Origin of the sequence: Amycolatopsis sp. Poz14 (genome assembly GCF_006704225.1) — a bacterium.
GTDB lineage: Bacteria > Actinomycetota > Actinomycetes > Mycobacteriales > Pseudonocardiaceae > Amycolatopsis > Amycolatopsis nivea.
In genome coordinates, this window is record NZ_JACLHD010000001.1 from 4,856,863 (window position 1) to 4,881,449 (window position 24,587).

Annotated in this window: 22 protein-coding genes and 4 tRNA genes; 14 read left to right on the forward strand and 12 right to left on the reverse strand. The window is 70.3% G+C overall.

Going from position 1 to position 24,587, the window contains the following annotated elements:
* The 4 genes from FKO37_RS23020 to FKO37_RS23035 all read left to right on the forward strand — a co-directional run bounded on the left by FKO37_RS23020 (position 1) and on the right by FKO37_RS23035 (position 4,409).
* Positions 1 to 1,071, forward strand: a complete 1,071-nt coding sequence (locus FKO37_RS23020) for a DUF917 domain-containing protein (protein ID WP_238605727.1) — start codon at positions 1 to 3, stop codon at positions 1,069 to 1,071.
* Positions 1,068 to 2,564 (forward strand): PucR family transcriptional regulator, encoded by a 1,497-nt coding sequence (locus FKO37_RS23025; RefSeq protein WP_037815589.1) that lies wholly within the window; start codon positions 1,068 to 1,070, stop codon positions 2,562 to 2,564. The genes FKO37_RS23020 and FKO37_RS23025 overlap by 4 nt, the downstream gene beginning before the upstream one ends.
* A gap of 58 nt (positions 2,565 to 2,622) precedes the next feature.
* A complete protein-coding gene (locus tag FKO37_RS23030) occupies positions 2,623 to 3,480 on the forward strand; it encodes a helix-turn-helix transcriptional regulator (protein ID WP_043835920.1) in 858 nt (285 codons plus the stop codon).
* A 77-nt stretch (positions 3,481 to 3,557) separates the two neighbouring features.
* Positions 3,558 to 4,409 (forward strand): oxidoreductase, encoded by an 852-nt coding sequence (locus FKO37_RS23035; protein WP_037815592.1) that lies wholly within the window; start codon positions 3,558 to 3,560, stop codon positions 4,407 to 4,409.
* Between the two features lie 61 nt (positions 4,410 to 4,470).
* Here the strand turns inward: FKO37_RS23035 and FKO37_RS23040 are convergent, their stop codons facing one another.
* Both FKO37_RS23040 and FKO37_RS23045 read right to left on the reverse strand, forming a co-directional pair.
* Positions 4,471 to 5,700: an alpha/beta fold hydrolase gene (locus FKO37_RS23040; protein ID WP_238605728.1), complete on the reverse strand. Its 1,230-nt coding sequence runs from the start codon at positions 5,698 to 5,700 to the stop codon at positions 4,471 to 4,473.
* Positions 5,701 to 5,902: 202 nt separating this feature from the next.
* Positions 5,903 to 6,196: a hypothetical protein gene (locus FKO37_RS23045; RefSeq protein WP_238605729.1), complete on the reverse strand. Its 294-nt coding sequence runs from the start codon at positions 6,194 to 6,196 to the stop codon at positions 5,903 to 5,905.
* 121 nt (positions 6,197 to 6,317) lie between these two features.
* On the opposite strand from FKO37_RS23045, the gene FKO37_RS23050 reads away from it, so the two are divergent.
* Complete coding sequence (locus tag FKO37_RS23050) at positions 6,318 to 6,506, forward strand: hypothetical protein (protein ID WP_043835915.1); 189 nt, start codon at positions 6,318 to 6,320, stop codon at positions 6,504 to 6,506.
* Positions 6,507 to 6,961: 455 nt separating this feature from the next.
* On the opposite strand, the gene FKO37_RS23060 is transcribed toward FKO37_RS23050, so the two are convergent.
* Positions 6,962 to 7,579: an RraA family protein gene (locus tag FKO37_RS23060; RefSeq protein ID WP_304512205.1), complete on the reverse strand. Its 618-nt coding sequence runs from the start codon at positions 7,577 to 7,579 to the stop codon at positions 6,962 to 6,964.
* 43 nt (positions 7,580 to 7,622) lie between these two features.
* On the opposite strand from FKO37_RS23060, the gene FKO37_RS23065 reads away from it, so the two are divergent.
* Complete coding sequence (locus tag FKO37_RS23065) at positions 7,623 to 8,147, forward strand: methylated-DNA--[protein]-cysteine S-methyltransferase (RefSeq protein ID WP_374204381.1); 525 nt, start codon at positions 7,623 to 7,625, stop codon at positions 8,145 to 8,147.
* A 3-nt stretch (positions 8,148 to 8,150) separates the two neighbouring features.
* Here the strand turns inward: FKO37_RS23065 and FKO37_RS23070 are convergent, their stop codons facing one another.
* Positions 8,151 to 8,945 carry a siderophore-interacting protein gene (locus tag FKO37_RS23070; RefSeq protein WP_238605730.1) on the reverse strand — a complete coding sequence of 265 codons (795 nt, stop codon included), beginning with the start codon at positions 8,943 to 8,945 and terminating at the stop codon, positions 8,151 to 8,153.
* Positions 8,946 to 10,479: 1,534 nt separating this feature from the next.
* Between FKO37_RS23070 and FKO37_RS23075 the strand changes: the two genes are divergently transcribed.
* The 4 genes from FKO37_RS23075 to fgd all read left to right on the forward strand — a co-directional run bounded on the left by FKO37_RS23075 (position 10,480) and on the right by fgd (position 13,885).
* Complete coding sequence (locus FKO37_RS23075; RefSeq protein ID WP_134731346.1) at positions 10,480 to 10,770, forward strand: hypothetical protein; 291 nt, start codon at positions 10,480 to 10,482, stop codon at positions 10,768 to 10,770.
* A 78-nt stretch (positions 10,771 to 10,848) separates the two neighbouring features.
* A complete protein-coding gene (locus FKO37_RS23080; protein WP_107051095.1) occupies positions 10,849 to 11,223 on the forward strand; it encodes a YciI family protein in 375 nt (124 codons plus the stop codon).
* Positions 11,224 to 11,347: 124 nt separating this feature from the next.
* Positions 11,348 to 12,775 (forward strand): glycoside hydrolase family 76 protein, encoded by a 1,428-nt coding sequence (locus FKO37_RS23085; protein WP_238608324.1) that lies wholly within the window; start codon positions 11,348 to 11,350, stop codon positions 12,773 to 12,775.
* Between the two features lie 105 nt (positions 12,776 to 12,880).
* The gene (gene fgd / locus FKO37_RS23090; protein ID WP_037815606.1) at positions 12,881 to 13,885 is read left to right on the forward strand and encodes a glucose-6-phosphate dehydrogenase (coenzyme-F420); all 1,005 of its coding nucleotides are present in this window, start codon (positions 12,881 to 12,883) and stop codon (positions 13,883 to 13,885) included.
* 73 nt (positions 13,886 to 13,958) lie between these two features.
* Here fgd and FKO37_RS23095 read toward each other — a convergent pair whose 3' ends face one another.
* Positions 13,959 to 16,382, reverse strand: coding sequence for an SdrD B-like domain-containing protein (locus FKO37_RS23095; RefSeq protein ID WP_051729119.1), 2,424 nt, complete (start codon positions 16,380 to 16,382; stop codon positions 13,959 to 13,961).
* 228 nt (positions 16,383 to 16,610) lie between these two features.
* Between FKO37_RS23095 and FKO37_RS23100 the strand changes: the two genes are divergently transcribed.
* The gene (locus FKO37_RS23100) at positions 16,611 to 17,339 is read left to right on the forward strand and encodes a hypothetical protein (RefSeq protein WP_238605731.1); all 729 of its coding nucleotides are present in this window, start codon (positions 16,611 to 16,613) and stop codon (positions 17,337 to 17,339) included.
* A 42-nt stretch (positions 17,340 to 17,381) separates the two neighbouring features.
* Here the strand turns inward: FKO37_RS23100 and FKO37_RS23105 are convergent, their stop codons facing one another.
* Positions 17,382 to 18,698: a nitrous oxide reductase family maturation protein NosD gene (locus tag FKO37_RS23105; protein ID WP_051729110.1), complete on the reverse strand. Its 1,317-nt coding sequence runs from the start codon at positions 18,696 to 18,698 to the stop codon at positions 17,382 to 17,384.
* A 686-nt stretch (positions 18,699 to 19,384) separates the two neighbouring features.
* On the opposite strand from FKO37_RS23105, the gene FKO37_RS23110 reads away from it, so the two are divergent.
* Positions 19,385 to 20,506, forward strand: coding sequence for a Dyp-type peroxidase (locus FKO37_RS23110; protein ID WP_037815683.1), 1,122 nt, complete (start codon positions 19,385 to 19,387; stop codon positions 20,504 to 20,506).
* A gap of 61 nt (positions 20,507 to 20,567) precedes the next feature.
* Here FKO37_RS23110 and FKO37_RS23115 read toward each other — a convergent pair.
* The 4 genes from FKO37_RS23115 to FKO37_RS23130 all read right to left on the reverse strand — a co-directional run bounded on the left by FKO37_RS23115 (position 20,568) and on the right by FKO37_RS23130 (position 21,363).
* Positions 20,568 to 20,642 (reverse strand) — tRNA-Val (locus FKO37_RS23115).
* A 1-nt stretch (position 20,643) separates the two neighbouring features.
* Positions 20,644 to 20,714: transfer RNA gene (locus FKO37_RS23120), tRNA-Cys, on the reverse strand.
* Positions 20,715 to 20,735: 21 nt separating this feature from the next.
* Positions 20,736 to 20,808: transfer RNA gene (locus tag FKO37_RS23125), tRNA-Gly, on the reverse strand.
* Positions 20,809 to 20,937: 129 nt separating this feature from the next.
* Positions 20,938 to 21,363, reverse strand: coding sequence for an SsgA family sporulation/cell division regulator (locus tag FKO37_RS23130; protein ID WP_005159130.1), 426 nt, complete (start codon positions 21,361 to 21,363; stop codon positions 20,938 to 20,940).
* A 391-nt stretch (positions 21,364 to 21,754) separates the two neighbouring features.
* On the opposite strand from FKO37_RS23130, the gene FKO37_RS23135 reads away from it, so the two are divergent.
* Positions 21,755 to 21,829: transfer RNA gene (locus FKO37_RS23135), tRNA-Val, on the forward strand.
* A 130-nt stretch (positions 21,830 to 21,959) separates the two neighbouring features.
* Here the strand turns inward: FKO37_RS23135 and FKO37_RS23140 are convergent.
* Together FKO37_RS23140 and FKO37_RS23145 are read right to left on the reverse strand one after the other, a co-directional pair.
* Positions 21,960 to 22,223, reverse strand: a complete 264-nt coding sequence (locus FKO37_RS23140) for a hypothetical protein (RefSeq protein ID WP_037815611.1) — start codon at positions 22,221 to 22,223, stop codon at positions 21,960 to 21,962.
* Entirely contained in the window at positions 22,220 to 22,846 is a 627-nt protein-coding gene (locus tag FKO37_RS23145; protein WP_240014237.1) for an RNA polymerase sigma factor, read from the reverse strand. Before FKO37_RS23145 ends, FKO37_RS23140 begins: the two co-directional genes overlap by 4 nt.
* 302 nt (positions 22,847 to 23,148) lie before the next feature.
* Between FKO37_RS23145 and FKO37_RS23150 the strand changes: the two genes are divergently transcribed.
* Positions 23,149 to 24,030, forward strand: a complete 882-nt coding sequence (locus FKO37_RS23150) for a nitroreductase/quinone reductase family protein (RefSeq protein ID WP_037815617.1) — start codon at positions 23,149 to 23,151, stop codon at positions 24,028 to 24,030.
* The last annotated feature ends 557 nt before the right edge of the window (positions 24,031 to 24,587 follow it).

Genomic DNA, 24,587 nt, shown 5'->3' on the forward strand with positions numbered 1-24,587 from the left:
ATGCGCATCACCGCCGCGGACGTGCCGGCACTCGAACGCGGCGTCGCGCTGCTCGGGTCCGGCGGGGGCGGCGACACCGTCACTGCGGCGGTGCTGCTGCGGCGGCTGACCGAATCCGGCCGCGAACCGCTCGTGCGCCCGATCGCGGACCTGCCGCCGGACACCCTGGTGGTCCCGGTCGGAATCGTCGGCGCGACCGCCGCGTTCGCCGAGAAACTGCCGAGCGGCGACGAGTTCGCCTCGGCGATCAAGGCGATCGAACGCTGGACCGGGCAGCGCGCGCAGGCGTTGATGACCATCGAGATCGGCGGTCTCAACGGCCTGCTTCCGCTGGTGATCGCCCAGGAGCTGGGGCTGCCCTGCGTGGACGCGGACCTGTCCGGACGCGGGCTGCCGCGGCTCGACCAGCTCTCGGTCGCCGCGACCGGCCGCGGCGTCGCCCCGGCCGCGATGGCCGAACCCGGCGGCCGGGTGGTGGTGCTCGCCGCCGCGGCGGCCTCGGTGGTCGAGAGCGGGATCCGCGCGTTCCTGGCCAGCTCCGGCGGCTGGGCGGCGATCGCGCTGGCCCCGATCCCGGCCGGCGAGCTGGCCGACCACACGGTGCCCGGCACGACGAGCGAGGCGCTCGCCCTCGGCTCCCGCGTGCTCGCGGCGGGGGAGAGCCCGGACCTCGCCGCGCTGGAAACCGCCCTGGACGGCCAGGTTCTCGCCCGCGGCCGGGTGCTGGAGGTGTCGCGGCACATCGGCCCCGGCCAGCACGGCCACCCGGGCTTCGGCCGCGGCTCGGCGACGCTGGCCGATCACCGCGACGGCGCGCTGCTGCGGCTGGAAATGGAGAACGAGTACCTGCTCGCGCTGCGGGACGGGCTGCCGGTGGCGTCCACTCCGGACGTTCTCTCGGTGCTCGACCGCCGCACCGGCGTCCCGCTGCAGTGCGACGCGATCCGCGCCGGAGTGGAGGTGGACGTCGTGTGCCTGGCCGCGTCCCCGTTCTGGACCGACCCGCGACGACGTCCGCTGCTGGAGCCGCGCGCATACGGAATCGACTGCGATCCGGTGGTAGCCCAGTGATTCTCCGCCAGCTGCTCGCGCTGCCTTCGTGGGCTGGTCCCGTCCGGGTGTGCTCCGGAGAGTCCGGTTTGGACCGTCCACTCAAGACGGTCAAGGCCGCGCTCGACGCGTCCGGCACGCCCGCTCCCGGCGAACTGGTAGTCGTCGTCCGCCCGCTCGGTTCCGATTGGCAGATCGACGCACTCCTGCGCCGCTGCGCCGACGCCCAAGCCGCCGGAGTCCTGCTTCCCGGAGCCGAACCCCTTGCCGCGTCACGACTCCTGGCCGAACGGCTGTCGGTTCCGCTGCTGGTCACGTCCGCCGATCCGCTCGATCTGCTCGTGGACGCCCGCCTCGCCCTGGCCGCCCCGGACATCGACCGCGCCGAGGCAGTGCTCGCCGCACATCGCGCGCTAGGGGAGCGGTTGCGGCCACCCGAAGAAATCGTGACCGTGCTGCGCCGACTGCTGGACGCTCCCGTCGCTGTCCTCGACGACCGCGGCGAAGTGCTCGCCGGAGAACTCGCCGAGGCCGCCCGCGTGCGAGTGCACGAGCCAGTCCCGCAACGCGTCACCCTCGCGGACGGCGTTCTGCTGGCGCATCCCGCAGTGCTGCCGCAGCCGTCGGTCTGGCTGGCCGCCGAGCTGACCGGCGCGAAGGCCCCGCGCGCGGACGTCGTCGCCGCGACGCTGGCCGTCGCCGCCGGTGCCGTGCAGCGCTGGCTGCTGGCCCACCGCCTGGAACTGGAACGCGACGCCCGTTCCCGGTCCGCGCTGCTGGGCGACCTGCTGCGCCACGACACCGAACCCGGTGCCGACCTGCGCCGACGCGCGGCAGACGCGGGCTGGCGACTCGGCGGCTGGCACGTCGGCCTGCGCATCGGCGTGCCCGCAGACGTCGACACGGTCTCCCGCACGCAGGAGGTCGTGCGCGCGCTCCGGGCGGAGTCGATCGACGCGGTCACCGTCGAACACGGCGAGGGCTGGACCGGCTGGGTCACCTTCGAACAGGAACCGACCGCGGAACGGGTGCGGGCGCTGTCCGCGCGGCTGCGGGCGGTGCACCACAGCCTGCGCCGCACCCTCGACGCACACCTCGGCGTCGGCCGCCCGCACGCCGACGGTCTCACCGCGACAGTCGCCGAAGCCACCGACGCCGCGCGCCTCGCCGCGACCCGTCCGGAGACCGGGCATTTCCTGCACGTAGACCAGCTCGGCATGGCGCAGCTGCTTCTGGAATGGACGCGCACGGACACCTTCGAGCCTGCCGCGCGTGCGTTGCTCGCTCCGCTGGTTTCCGTGCCGGGCGATCTGATCCGCACTCTCGCGGCGTATCTCGACGTGGAGTCTTCGCTGGCGGAAACCGCGACTGTGCTGGGGATTCACCGGAACACGGTCGCGGCGCGGATCAGCCGGATCGAGCAGTTGCTGCAGGTCGACCTGTCGCGTCCGGACGAACGGCTGGCGCTGCATCTGGCCGCTCGTGCGGTGATCCTCGCCCGGTCCGGTGAGTAGTACTGACAGGACCAGTTACGGCCTTGGGCAGCGCCCGGGCGGAAGGCAGACTCGAGGCATGGGCAAGAACGACCTGGGCGATTTCCTGCGGGCCCGCCGCGGCGGGCTGAAGCCGGACGAGATCGGTCTTCCGGACGGATTCGACGGCGGACGGCGGGTTTCCGGCCTGCGCCGCAGCGAGGTCGCGCAGCTGGCCGGGGTCAGCACCGAGTACTACACCCGGCTGGAACAGGGCCGCGCGCGGCAGCCGTCCGAGCAGGTGCTGCACGCACTCTGCGACGCGCTGCGGTTCGACGACATCGAGCGGCGGCATCTGTTCGCTCTCGCGGGCGCCACGGCCGAACGCCTCGACCAGGCCGAGCATGCGTCCCGGCTGCGTCCGGCGCTGCGGCAGGTGCTGGACTCGATGGAGCTCGCGTCGGCGTTCGTCAGCGACCGGAACCTGACGGTCGTCGGCGGGAACGCGTTGTGGGCCTTGCTGTTTCCCGACGTGGCCGAGTTGCCGCGACGGGAACGCAGCATGGCGCGCTGGACGTTGCTCGATCCGCGGGCCCGCCTGGTGTGGCGGGACTGGGAACGCGTCGCCCGCGACTACGTGCACGGGCTGCGGCTGGCCGCGGCCGCGCAGCCGCGGAACCAGCACATCGCCAACCTGATCGGCGAGCTGATGATGCGGTCGCCCGAGTTCCCGGCGTGGTGGTCGGAACACCGCGTCCAGGAACGCAGCACCGGTCTCAAACGCCTGCGCCATCCCGTCGCCGGAGATCTCGAACTCCAGTACGAGATCTTCACCTCGGTCGCCGACCCGGGCCAGTCGATGGTCGTCTACAGCGCGCCGGCCGGTTCGCCTTCGCAGGAACGGCTGCGGCTGCTCGCCAGCTGGGGCCGCGAACCGGCCGCTCCCGCCGAGTCCTGACCTTCGCCCATCCTCGGGCCCCGCTGTCCTCGCGGGGTCCATGCCGTCCTGCCATTTTCACGAAAGGACCTTGAGCAGTGAGCAAAACTTTCCTGATCACCGGCGTCAGCACCGGCCTCGGACGGGCCGTCGCCCGACGCGCCCTCGCCGCCGGACACCAGGTCGCGGGCACCGTGCGCACCCAAGCGCACGCGGCCGATTTCCGGGCACTGGACCCCGAACGCGCCCGCGCCTTCGTCCTCGACCTGACCGACGCGGACCGGATCGTACCCACCGTGCGGGAGGTCGAAGCGGAACTGGGCCCGGTCGACGTGCTCGTCGCCAACGCCGGATACGGGCTCGAAGGCACCTTCGAGGAATCGTCGATGGCGGAGCTGCGCCGCCAGTTCGAGGTCAACGTCTTCGGCACGGTCGCGACGATCAAGGCGGTCCTGCCCGGCATGCGCGAACGGCGCGACGGCCAGATCTTCGTGATCACCTCGATGGGCGGGCACACCACGTTCCCCGGCCTGGCGTTCTACGAGGGCAGCAAGCACGCGCTGGAAGGCATCACCGACACCCTCGCCCAGGAGGTCACGCAGTTCGGCGTGCGGGTGACCGCGGTGGCTCCCGGCGCGTTCAAAACCGACTGGGCGGGCCGGTCGCTGGTCCGCGCCCCGCGCAGCATCGCCGACTACGACGCCCTGTTCGACCCGATCCGGACCCGCCGCCAAGCCCTCGCCGGACAGGGGATCGGCGACCCCGACCGCGCGGGCGACGCGATTCTGCGGCTGCTGGACGTGGAAAACCCGCCGGTGCACCTGCTGCTGGGCTCGGACGCGCTGCGGCTGGTCACCGCCGGACGCCAGCGCGTGCAGGAGGACTTCGACGCCTGGCAGGACCTGACTCTCTCCACCGACTCCGTCGACGGCGGCGTCACCGTGGCCTGATGCTCGCCGGTGCGGGGAACCCTGGGATGGCAAGGGGGTTCAGGGTTCCCCGCACCGCGGGTCAGACGCGCCCGCGCACGAGGTCGATCAACCGCCCGAGCACGTGCTCGCCCGACGCGCGGAGGCCGTTGTGCTCGTACTCGTTGGTGATCCACGGCCGCAGCGTCGGGATCAGCCGCGCGGTTTCCTCGGAGAACACCCGCTCGACGTACATGTCGTTGGCGTAGATCGCGGCCGCAGCCGGGACCGTGCACTCGCGCAGCACGTCCGCGTCGTACAGCCGCGGCCACTCGTGCGCGGCGAGCAGTTCGGCGGTCTCCTTCATCGGCCGGAGGCTGTGGAGGTCGTCGAAGAGCGAGGGGAACACGTGCTCGCCGGTGAACAGCGTCCGGTCGGTGCGGAACTCGTCCGGCAGCACGCGCTCGGCGGACCAGCGGGTGGCGAACCCGTCGGAGTACGACGACTCGTGGATGACCGAATACAACGGATTGCGCGCACTGAACGGCAGCGAGCTGGCGACGTCGTAGGCGAAGGCGGGGGACTTCGGGTCGCGTTCGAGCAGGTAGTGCAGCGCCTCCTCGCCGCCGCTGGCACCGAAGAGGTAACCGAGCTGCTGGAACAACCGCGCGGTCAGCGGACTGCCGTCGGGCAGGACCACGGCCCCGTCGTCGAGCAACGGCAGCAGCGCTTCGACGCGCTCGCGATCGCCCGGGTAGCGGAGGTAGTACTGGCGGTTGCGCTCGAGGAGATTGGCGAACGTCGCGGTGTAGACGTCGTCCGGATGCCGCGCGATCGGCGGCAGCCCGCCGGTGAAGAAGGCCTCGGCCAGCCCGTCGGGGTATTGAGAAAGGTAAGCGAGCGTGCAGAACCCCCCGAACGACTGGCCGAGCACGCTCCACTTCTCGACGCCCAGCTGCTGCCGGATGAACTCCGCGTCGCGCACGATCGCGTCCGCGCGGAAGTGGGTGAGATAGTCGGCCTGCTCGGCCGGAGTGCCCGGCAGCGTGCCGACCGGCGTGGAGCGCCCGGTGCCGCGCTGGTCGAGCATCAGCACCCGGTATTCCCGCAACGCCCGCGGCAGCCAGCTCGGCGCGCCTCGCGACGGCCGCGGCGCCTCGTGCCCGGGACCGCCTTGGAGATACACGAGAAACGGCCGGTCGAGCCCGTCCGGATCAGCGACCTCGCGCGCGAAGACGGTGATCTTCGCGCCGTCCGGACGGGAATGGTCGAGGGGGACGGAGAACTCGTGCTCGGTCAGCACGAGGCCGGGAATGCGCACGGTGGTTGCCATACGGGCGATTCAACCAGAACGGGCGACGGGGAAGCCACGGAGTTTGGCAGGGCGGGTCTATTGTGGACGGTCGTGCTGCCGGGATTGGCCAGCCGAGCCCGGTGGCGGATGCTTGCCGCGCGCCCGTCCCGGTCTTTCCCGCTTGGCTGCGCCGCTGCGGCGCGGAGTGTCCGCCGCGCTGAGCCCAAGCCGGGAAACGGCGTTACTCCTTGCCCATCGACCGGCGGATCTCGGCCAGCTTGTCCTTCGCCGCCTCCTTGCGGTCGGCGATTTTCTTGTCCAGCGACTGCAGATCCTCCGGCCCGCCGATTCCCGCGAGCTCCTGCGAACCGACCGAAATGGTGTAGCGCTTCTCGATCCGGTCCCGCACGAAGTCGAACGACGGGGCGCCGTTGTCGCTGTAGTCGGGCTCGGGGAGGTCAGCGGGCGGCGTGCCGGGACTCTCCACGATCTCCGCGTCGAGCGGCTGCTGCTCGCCGGGCTTGTCCGCGCTCATCGTCTCGCCTCTTCTCGGTTCGTCGGCTCCGCCTTCGACCCTAGCCGACCTCGCGCGGACGGGTGGATGTTTCGCCGCCGCCGGTGTGCGGTAGCCCATCAGGGAGAGAAAGGAGCCCGCGATGCTTCGCCCCCGCTCGACCGCGCCGCCCGCCCCGCCCGAGCCCGTCCCGCCAGGCCCGGTGGAACCCGATCCGGTGACGCCGGGACCGGACCGCCCGCTTCCCGACCCCGAACCCCTCCCGCCGGAATCCGAACCCGGCCCCGAACTGGCGACGGCCGGTCCGTTGTGGACGGTGCGGCCGGAGTGATCGGGGTGCTCCGGCGGGCAAGCCTCATCCGGTAGCCAGGTCGCCTGGCGGGCCGAGTTCTCCGCCCAGCAAGCCTCCGAATCCCCGTAGCCAGGCCGGAGCGAGCCGGGTTCTCCTGCGGGCAGGCCTCCTGATCCGGTAGCCAGGTTGCCAGGCGAGTCGGGTTCTCCGGCGAGCAGCCGTCCCGATCCGGTAACCAGGTCGCCTGGCCAGCCGGGATGCGGAGGGGCTGGATTCTCTGGCGAGCAAGCCTCCCGATCCCGTAACCAGGCCGCCTGACCAGCTGGGACGCGGAGGGTCCGGGTTCTCCGGCGAGCAAGCCCCGGTCCCGTAGCCAGGCCCAGGCGTCCGGCCAACCGGGATGTGGACGGTCCAGCCGGAGCGAGCCGGGTTATCCAGCAATCAACCCCTCCCGATCCCGCAGCCAGCCGGGCATCGCGAGCGAGCCCTCCGGATCAGCCGCGGAAGCCACCAGCCTCCAGGGCCGCGTCCACCTTCGCCCGGTGCGCCTCCGCCCACTCGTCGAGCGTCTGCGCCTCCTCCTTGGCCAGTTTCGCCCGCGCGTCCGCCAGCACCTGCGCCGCATCGGCCGCGGGCACCACGACCACGCCTTCCTCATCCGCCACGACTATGTCCCCGGGGTGCACCGTCACCCCGCCGCACCGGGCGGGCTCGCCGAGCGGCGTCACCTTGGCTTTCGTCCCGGGAATCGGGATCACGCCCCGCGCGAACACCGGGAAACGCGCCTCGCGGACCTCCGACAGGTCGCGGATCACGCCGTCCAGGACGAAGCCTGCGATGCCGCGGCGCTGGGCGGTCGCGCAGACGTTGCCGCCGGCCAGCGCGTAGTCGACGTCGCCGGATTCCGCGACGATCACCGCTCCGGCGGGCGCGCGGTGGATGGCCGCGTGCAGCATGAGGTTGTCTCCCGGCGGGCAGCGCACCGGGTACGCGGGCCCGGCGATCCGCGGCGCCGGACCCCACAAGGGCCGCACGCCGTAGTCGAGCACCTGGCCGCGGCCGAGCAGGTCGGCGAGGGTCGTGGTCGGGATGTCGGCGAAACCGTCTTCCATGGACGGCGATGCTCTCACGCACGGCCCGGCCGGATACCGTTCCGTGGCACCGATCACGGAGGAGAAGATGGCTTTCCGGCACACCGTCGCGACGTCCCCGGTCGGCGACCTCACCCTGGTCGCCGACGGCAGCGCGCTGGTCGCCGTCTACTTCGACGGCCACAGCCGGACCCCGCGTTTCCCGGACTTCGGCCCGCGCGCCGACGACGGTTTCGCCGACGCGACTCGGCAGCTCGACGAGTACTTCACCGGCCGGCGCCGGACCTTCGACCTCGAACTGGACCTGCGCGGCTCCGAGTTCGAACGCCGCGTCTGGCAGCTGCTCACCCGCATCCCCTACGGCGAGACGCGCACCTACCGCGACCTGGCCGTCGAACTGGGCGAGCCCGGCGCGGCGCAGGCGGTCGGCAACGCGAACGGCTGGAATCCGCTGAGCATCGTCGTGCCGTGCCACCGGGTGGTCGGCAGCAGCGGCGGTCTCACCGGGTACGCGGGCGGCGTCGACCGGAAACGGTTCCTGCTGCAGCTGGAGGAACCGCCCGCCGACGACGCCGGACGCCTGTTCTGAGGCTTACCCCAGCGAGGCGCGACCGTGCTTCCAATACCCCTGGAACGAGATCGCCTGCTTCGGCACCCTGCGCTCGCGCGTGAGGAACCGCCGCGCGCCGGTGGCCAGCCCGCTCTCCCCGGCGACCCACGTGTAGCCCGGAGGATCGGAAAGATCGAGCTGGCCGAGGACGTCGAGCGCGAGCCGCCCGGGCAGCCGGTCGTCCTCGCGGACCAGCCACTGCACTTCGGTGCCGAGCGGCACGTCGACCGCCTGGATGTCGTCCCGCGCCCCGACTTCCAGCAAGACGGTGGCCCGCAGACCCGGCGATGACTCCAAGATCGCCAACGCCGCCGGAATCGCGCTCTCGTCGGCGAGAAGGAGCTGCGTGACGCCCTCCGGCGGCAGATAAGTGATCCCCTCGTCGAGAATCCCGACCTCGTCGCCCGGCCGCGCGTTCTCGGCGAACTGCGAGGCCGGACCGCCGTCGCCGTGCACCGCGAACTCGATGTCCACCTCGCCGGGCCGCGTCGCCCGGATCGTGTAATTCCGCACCCACGGCCGGGACGCGGCGCTCATGAGCATGTGCTGCGCGAGCCAGCGATTGCTCGAAGCGGTGGGAAGACGGAGCCCGCGCTGCCCCTCGCGCGGGAAGAACAACCGGCACCATTGATCGAACCCGAGCGGCGCGAAGTCCTCGAGATCCTCCCCGCCGACGGTGAGGGTGACGAAATGCGTGGACGTCCGTTCAGCTCGCAGCACGGACGCCCGGAGCAGCCGCCTGCTGTCAGGCGTGCGGCGCTGGGGGAGGGTCGGCATGGTGGGTCCCGCTTCACTTAGGTAAGGCTTACCTGTCTCACGCTAGCCAGTGGTGCGACGAGACGGCAAGGGCCGAAATCTCCCTGGTCGAAGCTGTGTGTACTCCTCGCCTAATGCGGATGCGTCCGTTCGGGCCAGCGCATCGGGTGTCACGCTCTCCTGTTGATCACTCTCCGTATCACTCTTGTGGGTGACTGTTGACTGCTCAATAACCAGGGCTGGTGTGACACTTTGTGTATGCCTGCGTGGCGGACTGGGGTGCCGAGCTCGAGTTTCTCCGGCTGGCGACTGTGCGAATGAACGTGCATCTTCCCGTGTCAGAGCCGGTTCGCCGCAGTTAGCGGGCACGCCAAGAGGTCTGGACAAGTCGCGGCTAGAGTGTCCGCCGGATGTCGAATCGGTGACCGCGAAGAGTAGCGAAAACCGTCACTCGAACCGCTGGGCGACGCTGAGGGACCGTTCACCGCGACACTGCCAGTAGAGCTGGCTGGTGACGCACCGTCTTCGCCAGGATGAGCGCATCCGGGACCCGCTCCGCACGACGGCTGGGGCTCCGGACAACCGTCGGGGCCGGTCCGCCGGCCGGAAGAGAAAGGGATGACGACCTCATGACGGTGGTTCCCTGCCTCGCCGACCAACCGCGCCGAACCGGCGAGCCGCCCGCGCGGGCGGAAGGCGCGGTGCTGGTCCGGGAGCCTCAGCCGAATCGAGGGTCCGCTGGGGAAGCGGCGCTGCCTCGCGACCCGGAGAGCCTGGCGCGGCCCGCGGAGAAGATGCAGGACAGCGGCGCGAACGAGCAGGAAAAGCCCCTGCCGCCGGACGACGCGGCCGATGCAGATGCCAGCGCGGCCGCGGGCGGCGCAGCCAAGCCAGGTGCCGCGGCGAAGCCCGCCCTGGCTGCAGGCGACTCGGCGAAACCCAAGCTGGCTGGCGGCACTGTAGCCGAGCCCGCCCGGTCCGGCGAGGCAGCATCAAGCGGCTTGGCGAACCCCAACCCGCCCGCAAAAACCACAGCCGACCCTGCCCGGGCCGGCGACGGAGCGGCAAGCAACCAGCGGATTCCCGACCCGCCCGCGAACACCGCAGCCGACCCTGCCCGGTCCGGCGACGCGGCGGCAAGCAATCAGACGATTGCCAACCCGCCCGCGAACACCGCAGCCGACCCTGCTCGGTCCGGCAAGGCAGCGGGGAGCGGCTTGGCGGACCCCAGCCCGCCTGCAAGCTCCACAACCGACCCCGCCCGGTTCCGTGGCGCAGCGGCAAGCAACCAGACGATTCCCAACCCGCCCGCAAGCACCGCAGCCGAGCCCGGCCGTTCCGGTGAGGCAGGGCCAAGCGGCTCGGCGAAACCCAAGCTGCATGGCAGCACGACAGCCGACCCCGCCCGTTCCGGCGACACAACGGCAAGCAAACAGCCGCTCCCGGCCGCCCCCACCACCCCGCAGCCGCCCCACCGAACCACCCCGACCCCGACCACCCCGCCCGAGTCCGGGTCGTCGTCGACTGCGATCCCTTCTCCCGTCCTCCTCGCCGGGTGGCGACCAGGGAAGAGATGGTCGCCTCCGCGCACCGCGTGCTGGCTCGGCGCAAGCCCGGGCGGCATCGCAAGCCCGACACTCGCGAGCCCTGGATGTCCCGGGCCGCGGATTTCGTCGTCGCCTGGGCGGCCACGCTCCGGATGGCGTTGCTTCTCCTCGCCGGGACCGCGTTCCTCAGCGGTCTCGTGCTGATGAACAGCCCCATCGCGGGCGCCGCGGTGACCCTGGTCGCGGGCGTCGCGGCGTGGGCAGCCCGGCCGCGGAAGTCGCCGACGCATCGCTGCTGAAAAATGTCGAACCCGCGCCAGGCCGTTCGACGAGGATGTGACGGCTGGACGAAGCCAGCCCCAACCGAGGAGCGGTCAATGCGTTTCCTGATGATGCACCGGCTCGACGAGAGCGCCCCCGAGGCCTGGAACCCCAGCCCCGAGTTCATGGAGAAAATGGGCGCGTTCATCCAGGACTGGACCGAACGCGGCATCCTGATCACCGCCGAGGGCGTGCACCCGTCGGAGAGGGGCGCGATCGTCCGCAAACCTCGCGGCGCGGCCCCGAAGGCGACGGACGGGCCGTTCACCGAGGCCAAGGAGGTCATCGGCGGGTTCGCCCTGGTCAACGCCGCGGACCGGGCGCAGGCGGTCCAGTACGCGAGCGAGTACGCGGACCTGTTCGACGAGATCGAGGTCGAGGTCCGCCAGGTCGTGGAGTTCGACGACCTCCCGGACCTGACCGCGGAATAGCCCAGCGCGCCGGGCATCCGGCGGCATTCTCGAGCCAGGTCTTTGTCATTCGTTGACCCGCACCGCGTCTCGGGCGGATCTTCGTTCCGGGGGAACGGGGTCCGAGGAGGCAGCGGTGCGGGTCATGCTCACGGCGGTCCTGACAACGATGTCGGCGCTGCTGCCGGTCCACGCGAAAGCGACCCGGCCGGCGGCGAACATCGTGGTGTGCAACAAATACTGCGACGACCGCGCTGCCGACCAGGCGTCCAGCGACCGGATCGCAGTCACGACGGCGCTCGACGACCGCGTCCTCCAGTTGCACTTCGCCGACGCAGACCCGATGGGCTGGGCCGTCGTCGACCACTCGCGCCCCGGCGACCGGGTGTGGCTCGACCGGTCCTTCGACGGCGGCGCGACCTGGGACGGCGGCGCGCAGCTCGGGCTCACCACCGCGCCCTCCGGGGTCGGCGGCTGGCGCACCCAGATGTACAACAACGACGACTGGAACAACCGCGGCGTCGGCGCCCTGCGCGCGTGCGGCAGCGCCATCGACACTGGCCGCATCGCTTGTACGCCTTGGGCGCGCACCCGCTGGAACGCGGCGAACCGTGCGCAAGCGGCGGCGACCGCGATGATGGCGCTCTACGACAACAGCACCGGCTACTTCCGCAACGGCGGCGGCTGGGGCACCGCGGTGTCGCTCGCCGCGGTGATCCGCAACGCGTCGGTCAGCCGGATGGCCAGCTACGACTACGCGATGGCGACGACGTACGACAAGAACGTCAACGCCGGCCGCGGCCAGTTCCGCAACGAGTTCTCCGATGACACCGGCTGGTGGGCGATGGCGTGGCTCGACGCCTACGACCGCACCGGCCAGCAGCGCTACCTAGCCACGGCGAAGGCCGATGCCGACCACATGCAGACCTTCTGGACCAGCGACTGCGGCGGCGGCATCCACTGGAAAGAAGGCCTGACGTACAAGGCGTCCATCTCCAACAGCCTTTACATCGAGGTCAACGCGACGATCGCCGACCGCACCGGCGACGCGACCTACCGGACCCGGGCGCAACAAGGCTGGGATTGGTTCCGCGGCAAGGGACTCATCGGGTCCGACGGTCTGGTGGTGGACGGCGTCGACGGTGCCAGCTGCGCCGCGGTCGGGCAGCGCTACACCTACAACCAAGGCGTATTCGTTTCCGGCCTCACAGCGCTGTCCAAGGTGACCGGAGACCAGAACCTGATCAGCACTGCCCGCTCAGTGGCCGACGAGACGACCCGCACCGGGTCGTTCTTCACCGGCTCCGACGGCATCGTCCACGACCCGGGCGAGGGCAGCAGCTGCACCGACGACGGGTCGTACTTCAAAGCCGGACTCGTCCGCGGACTGTCCGAACTGGACGCCGCGACAGCCGACGCGCCCTACCGGGATTTCCTGGCCAGGCAAGCGGATTCCGCCTACGCCCATTCCCGCAACGACTTCGACCAGTACTCGCGTGCGTGGTCCGCCAGCGGGGACAAAGGCCCGGGTTGCCAGGCCGCGGCGCTCGTCCTGATGACCGCCACGTACTAGCCCCGTTAGTGACCGACAGCACACCCGCCTCCGCAAGGCCCGTCCGGGTACGGTTGACGGTGCCACGGAATCCTGCGTGGTGCGTGCGGACGGGGAAGGGCGATCGTGGAGCTGAAGGTCGGGTACAAGGCGTCGGCGGAACAGTTCGGGCCTCGCGAGCTGGTGGAGTTCGCGGTGCGGGCCGAGGAGCTGGGGCTGGACTCGGTGTGGGTGTCGGACCATTTCCTGCCGTGGCGGCACGAGGGCGGGCACGCGCCGTGGGCGCTGGCGTGGATGCCGGCGGTGGCGGAGCGGACCAGCCGGGTGCTGATCGGGACGAGCGTGCTGACGCCGACGTTCCGGTACAACCCGGCGGTGATCGCGCAGGCGTTCGCGACGATGGCGCTGCTGTCGAACGACCGGGTGATCCTGGGCGCGGGCACGGGCGAGGCGTTGAACGAGATCGCGGTGTCGGGCCGGGAGTGGCCGGAGTTCAAGGAGCGGTTCGCGCGGCTGCGGGAGTCGGTGCGGCTGATGCGCGAGCTGTGGAGCAAGGACAGCGTCGACTTCGAGGGCGACTACTACCAGCTGGTCAACGCGAAGATCTACGACCGGCCGGAGCGTCCGGTGCCGGTGTACATCGCGGCGGGCGGTCCGGTGGTGGCGAAGTACGCGGGCCGTGCGGGCGACGGGATGATCTGCACGTCGGGCAAGGGCATGGACCTCTACACCGAGAAGCTGATGCCGGCGATGGCCGACGGCGCGGCCGCGGGGGAGCGGGACGCGGCGAAGGTGGACCGGATGATCGAGATCAAGATGTCGTACGACCGGGATCCGGAGAAGGCGCTGGCGAACACGCGGTTCTGGGCGCCGTTGTCGTTGAGCGCGGAGCAGAAGCACACGGTGTCGTCGGCGGAGGAGATGGAGCGGCTGGCGGACGAGCTGCCGATCGAGCAGGTCGCGAAGCGGTGGATCGTCGCGTCCGACCCGGACGAGGCGGTCGCGCAGATCAAGCCGTACCTCGACGCGGGCCTGAACCACCTCGTGTTCCACGGCCCCGGGCACGACCAGGAGCGTTACCTGTCGCAGTTCGCCGAGGACGTGCTGCCGCGGCTGCGCGCGCTGTCCTGACCGCGGTTTCCCGTCTTCGCTAGGGAAAAGGCCGGTCCGAGGTCCGCACCAGGCGTGCGGACCCCGGCCGCGGTCACTGCCGCCTGAACCGCCTTCTGCGGGCCGCCACCAGGAAGGCCGTGCCTCCGGCGACGAGCGCCCCGCCGAGGATCAGCAGCATCGGCAGGAGCGGAATCCCGGTCGAGGCCAGCGAATCCGTGTCCGTCGCGTCCGAGGCGGGCGGATGGGCTGCCGGGGGAGCCGGGTTCGGGCTCGTGCCCGGTGGCGCCGACGACGTGGGCGGACCCGGCGGCAACGGAAGATAGACGCCGGCGTCGATGGTGTGGTCGACCCCGCCCGCCTCGGCGGGAGCGGTCACCGGCGCGTAGCCGTTGCAGAGCGGTCCGGACTTCGGCGGCACGACGTTCGAATCGTGCGCCCGGTCCGGTCCGGCGGTCGGGAGCGTGAACCGCAGATCGGTCGCCGGCGGCGTCCCGGGCACGTTGTCGGTCGCCGCGGTGCAGACGTCGAACTGCACGGTGTACTTCTCGCCCGGCTTCAGCTGGTATTCCGCGCCGACGCCGCCGAAGTAGTACTCGCCCGCCTTGTCGGTCCGGGTGCTGGCGACCTTCGCGCCGTCGGCGTCCAGCAGGTTGACCGTCGCCTTGGCGAGCGGGACCTCGTCGGTGCGGTTCGGGTCCTGGACGCCGTTGTGGTCGCCGTCGAACCACACGAGGTTGCCGATCTGGATCGGCGCGTTCGCCGCCTGGTAGGCGATGTCGCCGAGGCCGCCCGCCTTGCCGAAGCTGTTCGCCGGGCCCACGAACGCGTACCCGTGCTTCGGATTGTCCTGCCCCGGCCCGATGCCGGAGTCGACGTCGTAGTAGCCGACGCCGTCGGAGCTGACGTACTGCGCCGGGTCCATCTGGGTGCTGATCACCCATTGCTGCTGCGGGACGTAGGCGACCGACCCCTGCGAGGACTCCTGGTGCACGCCGTTGCCGGACCGGTTCGGATCGTAGAAGTCGCCGGGGAAGTACTCGACGACGCCGGGCGGTTCGTGGCCGTTCGTCTCGGGCTTGCCGTGGTTCGGGCAGGCCCCGGTGCCTTCCCAGTCGTATCCGCCGCCGGGCGCCGCGCACGCCATGGTGATGTCGCCGCCGGACATCCCGGTCCGGACCGTGTCGTCGGTGGGCCGCGGGTCTTTGCCGGAGCCGAAGACGTCCATGAACCGGTCGCGGAAGCCGAGGATCATCGAGCCGTCGCGGGTGAACGCCAGGCTCGCCAGTTCCGGCTGCGGGTTGATCCCCGCGCCCTTCCGGATGAACTTGTCCCACGAGGAGAACGAGGTGTCCCAGGGGTTCCAGTGGTCCATGCTGTCGTCCGGGTCCGGGACCGTGATGACGTAGCCGCGCCGGTAGTCGAGGCCGTGGGTGAGGACCGGGGTGAATTTCGCGCCGTCGTAGGTGTAGACCACGGCCTTCAAATCCTCGCGCCGCTTAGTGCTTTCCGCCGAGCAGACGCCGCCGACGTACAGTTTCGCGTCGTGCGCGGCGACCGCGAACGGCCGCCAGTCGTTGGGCACGGCACAATCCGGGGCCGGGATCGGGACGGTCTTGCCCGGTTTCGCGGTGGCTCCGGTCGCGTCGAAACTGAGCAGGCTCCGGGTCGCCAGGCTCACCGCGTACAGCGTTTTGCCGTCCTCGGTGAGCGCGATCCCGCCGAGGCTTTCTTTTCCGGGGACGTCCACGAAGTGCTGGTCTTTGAGCATGTCGACCTTGCCGTGCGCGGTGACCTCGGCATCCGGCACTTTCGCGAACAATGTGGGCGCGCCGCCGCCGAGCGGCGTGGTGTAAATAGCGCCGCCGCCTTCGGGGCCGTAGGTGGTGAAGCGTTTCGCGAACGCCGCCTGGAAAATGCGGTCGCGGTATTTGTCGTAGGCCAAGCCCCACGTGGTGCCGACCTGGGCCTGGGTGTTCAGCACGGTCGGGCAGGCCGAGTCGGCCGGGCAGGTGCCGCGGAGACTGCGGTCGAAAGCGACCAGCGCGCGGCTGTTCGGATCGGGCGCGCTGCCGTCGCTGTTCACCGCCGGGCTTTGCACCGGAACGTAATACCGGGCGTCGGGCGGAGTGTGGTCGGCCGGGTTCCAGACGCCGGTGATCACCGAAACGTCTTTGCCTTCCCGCAGATCCACGAACGTCGTGAAACTGTCGAAGTGGTTTTTCTCCGTCGACGCGGGCGCGGCCCGCAAATACGCGCGATACGGATCCGGAACGGAAACGTCGACGCGGTACCGGCCGCCGGCGAGCGGGGCGGCCGGGTCCACCACGACCTTGCCCGCCGCGTCGGTGCGGCCGCGCACCTGATGTCCGGCGGGGTCGGTGACCAGCACGGACATGCCCGGCTGCGGGGTGTCCATGGCGGCGTTGACGATGCCGGTGCCGAAGAAATCCCGGAGCACCTGGACGGTCAGCGTGCCGTCCTCGGCGGCAGCGGCGGCGCCGGTGGTCACCGTCATCGTGCTGCCGCCCAGCATTAAGACAGCGGCGGCGGCGCGCGCCAGCCTGAATCTGCCACTCGGTCTTCTGCCACCTCGGGTCATGACTGCGGGATCTCCGTTCTCTGCGCGGAATATTCGCGCGGCGTGGCGCAAAGCTGTAACAGTGAACCAGAAAACGGTCAGTCCGGGTACGGCACCGGGACACACGGACCGGGTGAATCGAAAACCCTGCTACGGTCACTCGCTGTGCTGGGAAAACGGATCGCGCGCCGGTGGATCGTCGTCGCCGCGGCAGTGACAGTCGCGCTCGGCGCGGGAATATTCTGGTATGCCGCCGCGGGTTCCCCGGATTCCGGCCCGCGCGCGGTCACCGCGGACGAGGCGAGCCGGCTCGCGATCGCGCGATTCCGCAATTACCAGAAACAAGGCCGCTCGGTGACGATCAGTGTCCCCGGCGCGGCGGGCGAACTCGTGATTACCGGTTCGGCCGATTACCGCGCCAAGTCCGGTTACGGAGTGCTGAAAGGCAAGGGGCGCAACGACTCCGGCAATGGTCTGATCCGGTGGACCGCCAGCCGGATCGAACTGCGCCCGCTGGCCGTCGTCCCGGATTTCCCTCCGGGGAAACCGCCTTCGGACGGCTGGTTCGGCCGCCCGCTCAACCCGTCCGCGGGCGCACTCGACCGCGCATTGGCGATTCTTCTCGGCCTCGGCAGCGACCGGCCGGACAACGCGCAATTGCTGCCGCAGAACGGTGCCGAATGGGTAGCGGCCGATCAGGTGAACGGACATCCGGTCGACGTCTTCACCGGCCCGGATTCGCGCGACCGCCCCGGCAGCGCGGGAAAAGTCCGGTACTGGCTCGACGCGGACGGCGTCATGTACCGGGTGCAGGCCGCGATCCCGGGAGAAACGGATCCGGTCGTCATTTCCTTCGACACGCACGAATTCACCGCGGTGCCTTCTGTTCGGTGAGGTTTTCTTCGAGTGCGGTGTTGTCGCGGGTTGGGCGATTCCTTAAGCGGCGGCCACGGACGCGCGGTCGGCCAGCAACGACGCCGCTGGTGCTTGGATTTTCGCGACGTCCGGAAACTCCGGCACTGCCGGGACGACCGTGGGTCCAGCCGTGCGCGCGTCCGGAAACTGCGGCTGCAACGGCGGCGCCGCGACCTCGGTAAACGGAATTCCCGCGGGCGGTTTCGCCCTCGTCCACATCCCCGAGGGCGAGGCGGCGGCCGCGGGACAAGCGGCGCTGGTCGGCAGTCCCTCCGGAATCGTGTGCAGCGGCCCGGAATCAACGCAGTTTCCGCTGCCCTTGGTCGCGCCGGGGAACGTCCAGCCGACGTCGAGGCCGTTCGCCGCGAAGACGTCGCCGACGATCCGGTTGCCGTTCGGCGGAATGTCCTGGGTCGCGGTGAGGACGACCCCGGCGTTCGGGTTCCCGGCGATCCGGTTGCGCAGCACCTGGTTGCCGCTGCCGCCGTCGATGCCGATCCCGATGCCCCAGCCGCCGTCGGCCTGCTCCGGCGTCGCCGCCTGCCCGTTGGCCGCGACCAGGTTGCCCGCGAGCACGGAATCCTGCTGCGGCAACAGCTTCTCCTGGTGATCGGAGTTGCTGGTGGCCCCGACCCGGTTCCCGCTGAACCGGTTCCCGACGACGTACATCTCGCCGCTGGCGTTCGTCCCCTCGTACCCGACCGCGTTGAGTTCCGCGACGTTGTCCCGCACCACCGTCCGGCACGGTTTGCATTGGCCGACATAGATTCCGGAATCAGCGCCGCCGGACGCGTAGGACTGCTCGATCACTCCATTCTGCGCGGAAAACGCATAGATTCCGTAGAGCCCGTTGCGGGTCGCGGTGACGTGCGAGACCAGGAACGAACTGAGGAAACGGATCGGCTCGTCCCCGGTGTCGTACCCGCCGCCGTGGCCCGGCAGCCCGTCGGCGGCTTTACCCGAACCGGTCACGAGCACGCCGTTCTGCGTGTGATTCCGGACGGTCAGATTCTCGACGGCGACGCCCGGCGCGGACACGACGACGCCGTTGTCCCGCTTCAGCTGCCCGTCGACGACCACTTTTTCCCGCACTTCGCCGCGCAGCGTGACCCTCGGCGTCGTGATTTTCACCGTTTCGTGGTACTCGCCGGGCGCGACGAGCACGAGATCTCCCGCCTGAGCCAGGGAAACCGCGGCGGAAATGGTCGGCGCGTCGGCCGGAACGCGGATCGTGACACCCGCCCCGTCCGGCCGGTGCCCCTCGGCGGAGGAAGAACCACAACCGCTGACCAGCGCGGCGGACAGCCCCAGGATCGCCACCATGGCGAGAAAACGCATGCGCCCAGTCTGGCATGAGCGCCGGTTTCCGTTGGGGTGATTGTCAGCCGGGGCGGCGGTCGGGCGCTTGGTTGGGGTTGTGCTGCGCGGGCGCGGGGGAGTGGGGTGCGCTGGCGGCCGGGTGCGGGATCGGGTGTTGTTCGGCCGGAGTCGCGGGAAATGCGGAGACGGGCGTGATGAGGGGGGCGGCAGTTGAGCGCGGGGAACGGATGGTGCGTTGGCGAGGTCGCGGGTGGTGGGGGACTGGCGATGAGGTCGTCGGTTGAGCGCCGGGTGCTGCGGGATTCGCGGGTGCTGGGGTTGGCGGTTCAGCGCGGAGTGCTGCGGGATTCGCGGTGTGCTGGGACTGGAGATGGGGGGGTCGGTTGAGTGCGGGGGGGATTCGTGGGTGCGGGGGAGGGAGTGGTGGGGGTCGGCGGTCGGGTGCGGGCGTGCGTCCTGCGCTGCCGGAGTCGCGGCGCGTGCGGGATCGGGGGTTGCGAGTTGGGGCGGGCGCCGCGCTGCCGGACTCGCCTACTTCCGCCGTTGATGCAGCAGCGGCATGCGGTTCATCTCGGGGTAGCGGACTCTGCCGGGACTCTCGTCGCGGGTCGCGAGCGGTGCGCCACCTCGCCGGGCTGCCGAGCAAACACCCGTTTGCCGAGCCGAATTCGCCTGCCGCATCGGGATCTGTCACGCTGCCCGTCGTGAATTCCGCTGAGCGCCGCCCTTCCCGGCGGGCTTTTCTCGGGGCGGCGGTGACCGCCGGACTCGCCGCCGGGTGTCATGCGGCTCCCGTGTCCGACGTCGAGAACCGGTCCGGTCCGATTGTGCCTACCGGGGCGCATCAAGCCGGGATCATCGCGCCGCAGCAGCCGCAATCGCATCTTTTGGTCGTCAGTGCGGAGGTTTCCGTTGCACCAGGGCCACTTCTCGCCGGATTGGGGCGGCAGATCCTGGCTGCGACTGCGGGGAAGGACGAGCGGCTGCTGGGCTTGCCCGCGGGCGACCTGACCGTGACGGTCGGGGTCGGGCCGAGGCTGGTCCGGGCCGTGGATCCGCATCTGCCGGGCGCGCAAGACCTCCCTCCGGCCGCCCGCGAGGAGATTGCTCCTGCCGACCGCGGCGGGGATTTGCTGCTTCAGATCTGCGCCAGCGACCCGTTGGTCCCGCCGATCGTCGCGGCTGCGCTCCTGGCGACGCCGGGCGTGCGCGAGCGCTGGCGGCAGTCCGGAGCGCGCGGGCCGCACATCCCGGTCTCGGACGGGCAGACCGCGCCGAGGAACGTCTTGGGGTTTGTCGACGGGATCGTCGGCCCGCGCACGCCGGTCGAGCAGCAGCGGGATCTGTGGATCGCCGGACCGGCGCCGGTGGCTGGCGGCACGATCGCGGTCGTCCGGCGGATGGTTCTCGATGTGGCGCGGTTCGCGGCGTTGCCGGTCGCGGAGCAGGAAGCCGTGTTCGGCCGCCGGAGGGACACCGGGGTTCCGCTGTCGGGCGGCGCCATCGGGGACGGGCCGGAGCTGGGCGCGAAAACGCCGGACGGCCGTTATCTCGTCCCCGCCGGCGCCCATATCCGCCGGGCGCACGCGAACGTCGTGGGGGCGGGGCTCATGCTGCGCCGCAGTTACAGCATGGACGCGCCGGCGCCCGGCCTGCTGTTCGTGAGCTTCCAGAACGATCTGCACACGTTCACCGCGACGCTGGCGAGCATGGAGGCGGCGGACGAGCTGCTGCCGTTCACGACCACCACCGCGAGCGGGACCTTCCTGGTCCTTCCCGGCTTCGACGAACACCGGCCGCTGGGGTCGACCTTGCTCCCGGCGTGAAGCACGGGGGCACGGAAAAGCCCTGCCTCTCCGAGGAGAAGGCAGGGCTTCCAAATAATGCTGGTGCGCGATACTGGGATTGAACCAGTGACCTCTTCCGTGTCAGGGAAGCGCTCTCCCGCTGAGCTAATCGCGCGAGGTGGAGACGGGATTCGAACCCGTGTACACGGCTTTGCAGGCCGTTGCCTCGCCTCTCGGCCACTCCACCGCATGGGGCTTTAGCCCTCCGAGCGGACGACGGGATTCGAACCCGCGACCCTCACCTTGGCAAGGTGATGCGCTACCAGCTGCGCTACGTCCGCACTACCTCGGGTCCGAGGCGGTGCCGGTATTCCGGTCCGCACCCCGTCGCCGTGGTGTGAAGAAACCATATCGGACCCCGGCAACCGTCCTGGCACCGGGGGGTTGTTGGCCCGCTCGCGGGCCGGTGATCAGGCCAGATCGTTCGGGATCAGGTGGGTGAGCGCGTCGTCGACGTCGACCCACAGGTGCTCGTTGCCCGGCAGCACGACGTCGTACGTGCGGTCGAGGAAATCGGCCAGCTCCTGCGCGGACGCCTCGAACATGGCGTGCCCGGACGGCGAGTTCAGCTCGATCAGGACCGACTCCGGGTCCTCCACCGAGGGCCGGATGCGGACGTCCCCGTCGCCCGCGTCGGCGAGGAGGCCGTCGGCGAGCAGGTCGCGCGCGTAGACCCATTCGACCCAGCCGGCCCGCCCGGTGCGGAAGGCGGCGACGACGGCATAGGGGTCGCGGGTGTCGTAGCGCAGCTCCACCTTCACCGGAACCGCCGGGGTCCGCGGCGCCAGCAGGTCGAAGACCGCCGTCGAGCGGAGCGTCACGTGATCGTTGCGCATCGTCGTACCCTTCGTCTCCCTTCCCGGCCCGGACGACCGAGGACAACGGTGAGACGCACCAGGAGCCCGGATCCGTCGCGAGTGCGCTCGAGATCACCCGTTCGAGACCGTCTGCCCCGAGGTCCGTCCGGTCCGTCGCCGTCCGTGCCGCGCAGCCTTCAGCGGGCGCCCGGTGGGGAGCCACCAGTACATCTTGCGCGGTTCGGCCGCTGTGCGATAGCACCGTCGCACGGATGTCGCGGACGCCCGCACGCGCCCCCGCCCGGGCAAGGCCTTGGTTAGCTCGGGATTGTTCGGACGGTATTCGCTGGCAGACGCGCTGTAGTCGGATCAAACCACCCGTTTGCAGGCCCCCGAAAGTCGTGGGGTAGGCTGGATCCGCACCGCGAGCGGGCGATTAGCTCAGCGGGAGAGCGCTTCGTTCACACCGAAGAGGTCACTGGTTCGATCCCAGTATCGCCCACCAGCAGCATCCGATGGCCTGCCGACGATCTTCGCCGGCAGGCCATCGGCGTCTCCAGGGCTGGCCGCTCCCGTCCGGGCTGACACGTTGCGTCGCGCATGGCGTGCGCGAGAAGACGGTGGGGCCAGCCAGTTCAGGAACCTCTCGTCGAGATCCGGCACTGCCCGTCGGCGCACGTCCGTTCCAGGCGGCCCCGCGAGAGCGTCTGCGCCAGCCCGATCGCCCAGCACGTCGGACATCCGCGCAGGGCCAGCACGCCCGCGGGCAGGAACAGCACGCTCGCCCATCCGAGCACCGGGGCCAGCGCGATCGACGCGGCGATCAGGCCGAATCCGATCGCCCCGCGGGCGAGATGGACGGGCAGGGACTTGCTGGCGAACGACGGTCGGGTGCTCATCGGTCTTCCTCCGGGAGATCCAGGCGGGCGCGCACGGCGGTGCGGGCACGGTGCAGGCGCGACTTCATCGCCGCCGTGCTCAGGCCGAGCGACTTGGCGACGGTCTTACCCGGCAGACCCTGGATGTCGCGCATGATCAGCACGCCGCGCTGATCGGCGGGCAGCGCGGCGACGGCGGCGGACAGACGTTCGACCTCGAGCCTGCTCAGCACGTCTTCCTCGGCGGACGGGCCGGCTGCTTCCGGGACCGGCTCGTCGCGCTGCACCAAAGCCCGCGCCCGCCGCAGGCATTCGTTGCGCACGATCCGGAACATCCACGACGCGAGCGCGGCCGTCGCCCGCAGCGTTCCGATCTTGCGGAACAGGACGATCATCGCCTCCTGCGCCGCGTCCTCGGCGTCCTGGCTGCTCGCGCACAACGAGAACGCGAACCGCCGCACGTGCGGGTACGCGCCGGACACCAGCACGGCGATCGACGCCTCGTCGCCGCGCTGCGCCGCCGCCACGAGCTGCTCTGCCGGCCAGGGCTCAGCCACGCTTCGACCTTCCGCGCGCTCGCAGGAAACCACGCAACTGCACACCAGGACCGCCACGACTGCCGCCGCGACAATGATCAGGGTCATCGAGCCTCCTTCGTCGTGCCGGCCTCGTGGCCGCACGTCCATAAGAGCGACCGGCCCGGCGAAAGGATTCGGCCTTCGCCGCACGAGGTTCGGAAGCTGTGCTAATTTAGCCGTGCGCCCCGTATGGGCCTACGCATGGAGGTAGCGGCTAACCAGCCAGCACAGAGATCGGGCTCTCCGTCTCTCGCAGTTCCGCGGATCCGTCGACCGGATCGCTGCGCCATGCCTTGTGCCTGCGGGGTCTTTTCGCGTGCCCTTTTCTGTGCTCGACTCCTCCTTTCCGAAAACCCGAAAGGAATTGTGTGAGCAACGATTTTCACCGCCGGCTGATCGCCGAGTTCCGGGCGAATCGCGGTGCCCTCGGCGGCATGTTCGAAGGCTGGTCGCTGGCGGTGCTGACGACGACCGGCGCGCGGACCGGCCTGCCCCGAGAGGTGCTCCTCGGCTACCTGGAGATCGAGGGAAACGGAGTGGTCGTAGCCTCGGCGAACGGCGCGGACCGCCATCCCGGCTGGTACCACAACATCCGCCGGAACCCGCTGGTGACCGTCGAGGTGGGCGGCGAGACCTACCAGGCGATGGCGGCCATTCCGCAAGGTGCCGCGTACGAGAAGCTTTTCGCGCAGGTAATCGCGCAGGCTCCGGGTTACGGCGATTACCAGGCGAAGACGACCCGGGAAATTCCGGCGGTTGTTGTGCATCGGATCGACGAGCGCGTCAAAGGAATGGGCGATTGGCTCGTCGAAGTGCACCAATGGTTTCGCGCGGAGTTGCGGGCGTTGCGCGAGCAGGCGGACGACCTGGCCAACGGCCGCGCGACGGCGATCGTCCGGCCGGAACCGGACCTGGCGCAGGAGATGCGGACCCACTGCCTCAGCTTCTGCACCGCGCTGCGCAGGCATCACGTCGGCGAGGACTCCGTGGTTTTCCCTGCGCTGGCCGAGCAGTTCCCCGCGCTCGCGCCGGTGATCGCGCAGCTCGCCGAGCAGCACCAGGTGGTGGCGCGCCTGCAGGACTCGATCCGGGAACTGGTCGAGAGCTTCGTCCCCGGTGAATCCGACCCGGTGCGGCTGCGTGCGGAGTTGGAGCGGCTCGCCGGTGAGTTGGAGGCGCACTTCGAGTTCGAGGAGCAAGCGGTGGTGACTGCGCTCAATGCCACGGCTGCCGCTCCGCCGACTGCCTGAGCCGAGGCAGCTTCATTCTGGGAGGGGGCGCTCTCCGATTCGGAGGGAGTGAGCCAGGACTCGGCCGGGTGTCCAGTGTGGACTTGATCGCGGTGAGAACACGGCGGCAGTCCGCGAAAAATGTGCGGCGGACGCCCGGCCCGGCAGGTGGAGGGCCTCCTCGGATGGTTCAGACCAGCCGAATGGCCGCAAACCGGGCGGCCCTCCGCATTCCGGAGCGGATTGTGCTGCGGGCAAGGGAAATCGGCGGGTCGGCGGAGAGCTTGTGCCCGAACGGCGGTTGGGGCCGGGCGCATGCTCGGGTGATGACCCGCGCGGGGGAGCTGATTTGGCTGCGGGCTCGCTGGGCCGTTCGGTGTAGGTAGTGGGAAACTTGACTACAGCGGGTAATTTCCGTTGCCGGGTGAGCGTGACCCATCGTGACATCCCCGTTATCTTCCCGGTGCTTCCTGACGGGAAAGACTCGCAGGCCGTGGCTGGAAAATCTCTGTAACACCGCTCGCTGACCACCCGATACCTTGGCGAGTGTCACACCTTCGGCGACGTGGAGCCGGACC

What these genes read in the sequence shown, in the direction of transcription:
- FKO37_RS23020 (WP_238605727.1), top strand. Translation starts at nt 1, where the DNA reads ATGCGCATCACCGCCGCGGACGTGCCGGCACTCGAACGCGGCGTCGCG.
- FKO37_RS23030 (WP_043835920.1), top strand. Translation starts at nt 2,623, where the DNA reads ATGGGCAAGAACGACCTGGGCGATTTCCTGCGGGCCCGCCGCGGCGGG.
- FKO37_RS23040 (WP_238605728.1), bottom strand. Translation starts at nt 5,700, where the DNA reads ATGGCAACCACCGTGCGCATTCCCGGCCTCGTGCTGACCGAGCACGAG.
- FKO37_RS23045 (WP_238605729.1), bottom strand. Translation starts at nt 6,196, where the DNA reads ATGAGCGCGGACAAGCCCGGCGAGCAGCAGCCGCTCGACGCGGAGATC.
- FKO37_RS23050 (WP_043835915.1), top strand. Translation starts at nt 6,318, where the DNA reads ATGCTTCGCCCCCGCTCGACCGCGCCGCCCGCCCCGCCCGAGCCCGTC.
- FKO37_RS23060 (WP_304512205.1), bottom strand. Translation starts at nt 7,579, where the DNA reads ATGGAAGACGGTTTCGCCGACATCCCGACCACGACCCTCGCCGACCTG.
- FKO37_RS23070 (WP_238605730.1), bottom strand. Translation starts at nt 8,945, where the DNA reads ATGCCGACCCTCCCCCAGCGCCGCACGCCTGACAGCAGGCGGCTGCTC.
- FKO37_RS23080 (WP_107051095.1), top strand. Translation starts at nt 10,849, where the DNA reads ATGCGTTTCCTGATGATGCACCGGCTCGACGAGAGCGCCCCCGAGGCC.
- FKO37_RS23085 (WP_238608324.1), top strand. Translation starts at nt 11,348, where the DNA reads ATGCTCACGGCGGTCCTGACAACGATGTCGGCGCTGCTGCCGGTCCAC.
- FKO37_RS23095 (WP_051729119.1), bottom strand. Translation starts at nt 16,382, where the DNA reads ATGACGGTGACCACCGGCGCCGCCGCTGCCGCCGAGGACGGCACGCTG.
- FKO37_RS23105 (WP_051729110.1), bottom strand. Translation starts at nt 18,698, where the DNA reads ATGCGTTTTCTCGCCATGGTGGCGATCCTGGGGCTGTCCGCCGCGCTG.
- FKO37_RS23130 (WP_005159130.1), bottom strand. Translation starts at nt 21,363, where the DNA reads ATGCGCAACGATCACGTGACGCTCCGCTCGACGGCGGTCTTCGACCTG.
- FKO37_RS23140 (WP_037815611.1), bottom strand. Translation starts at nt 22,223, where the DNA reads ATGAGCACCCGACCGTCGTTCGCCAGCAAGTCCCTGCCCGTCCATCTC.
- FKO37_RS23145 (WP_240014237.1), bottom strand. Translation starts at nt 22,846, where the DNA reads ATGACCCTGATCATTGTCGCGGCGGCAGTCGTGGCGGTCCTGGTGTGC.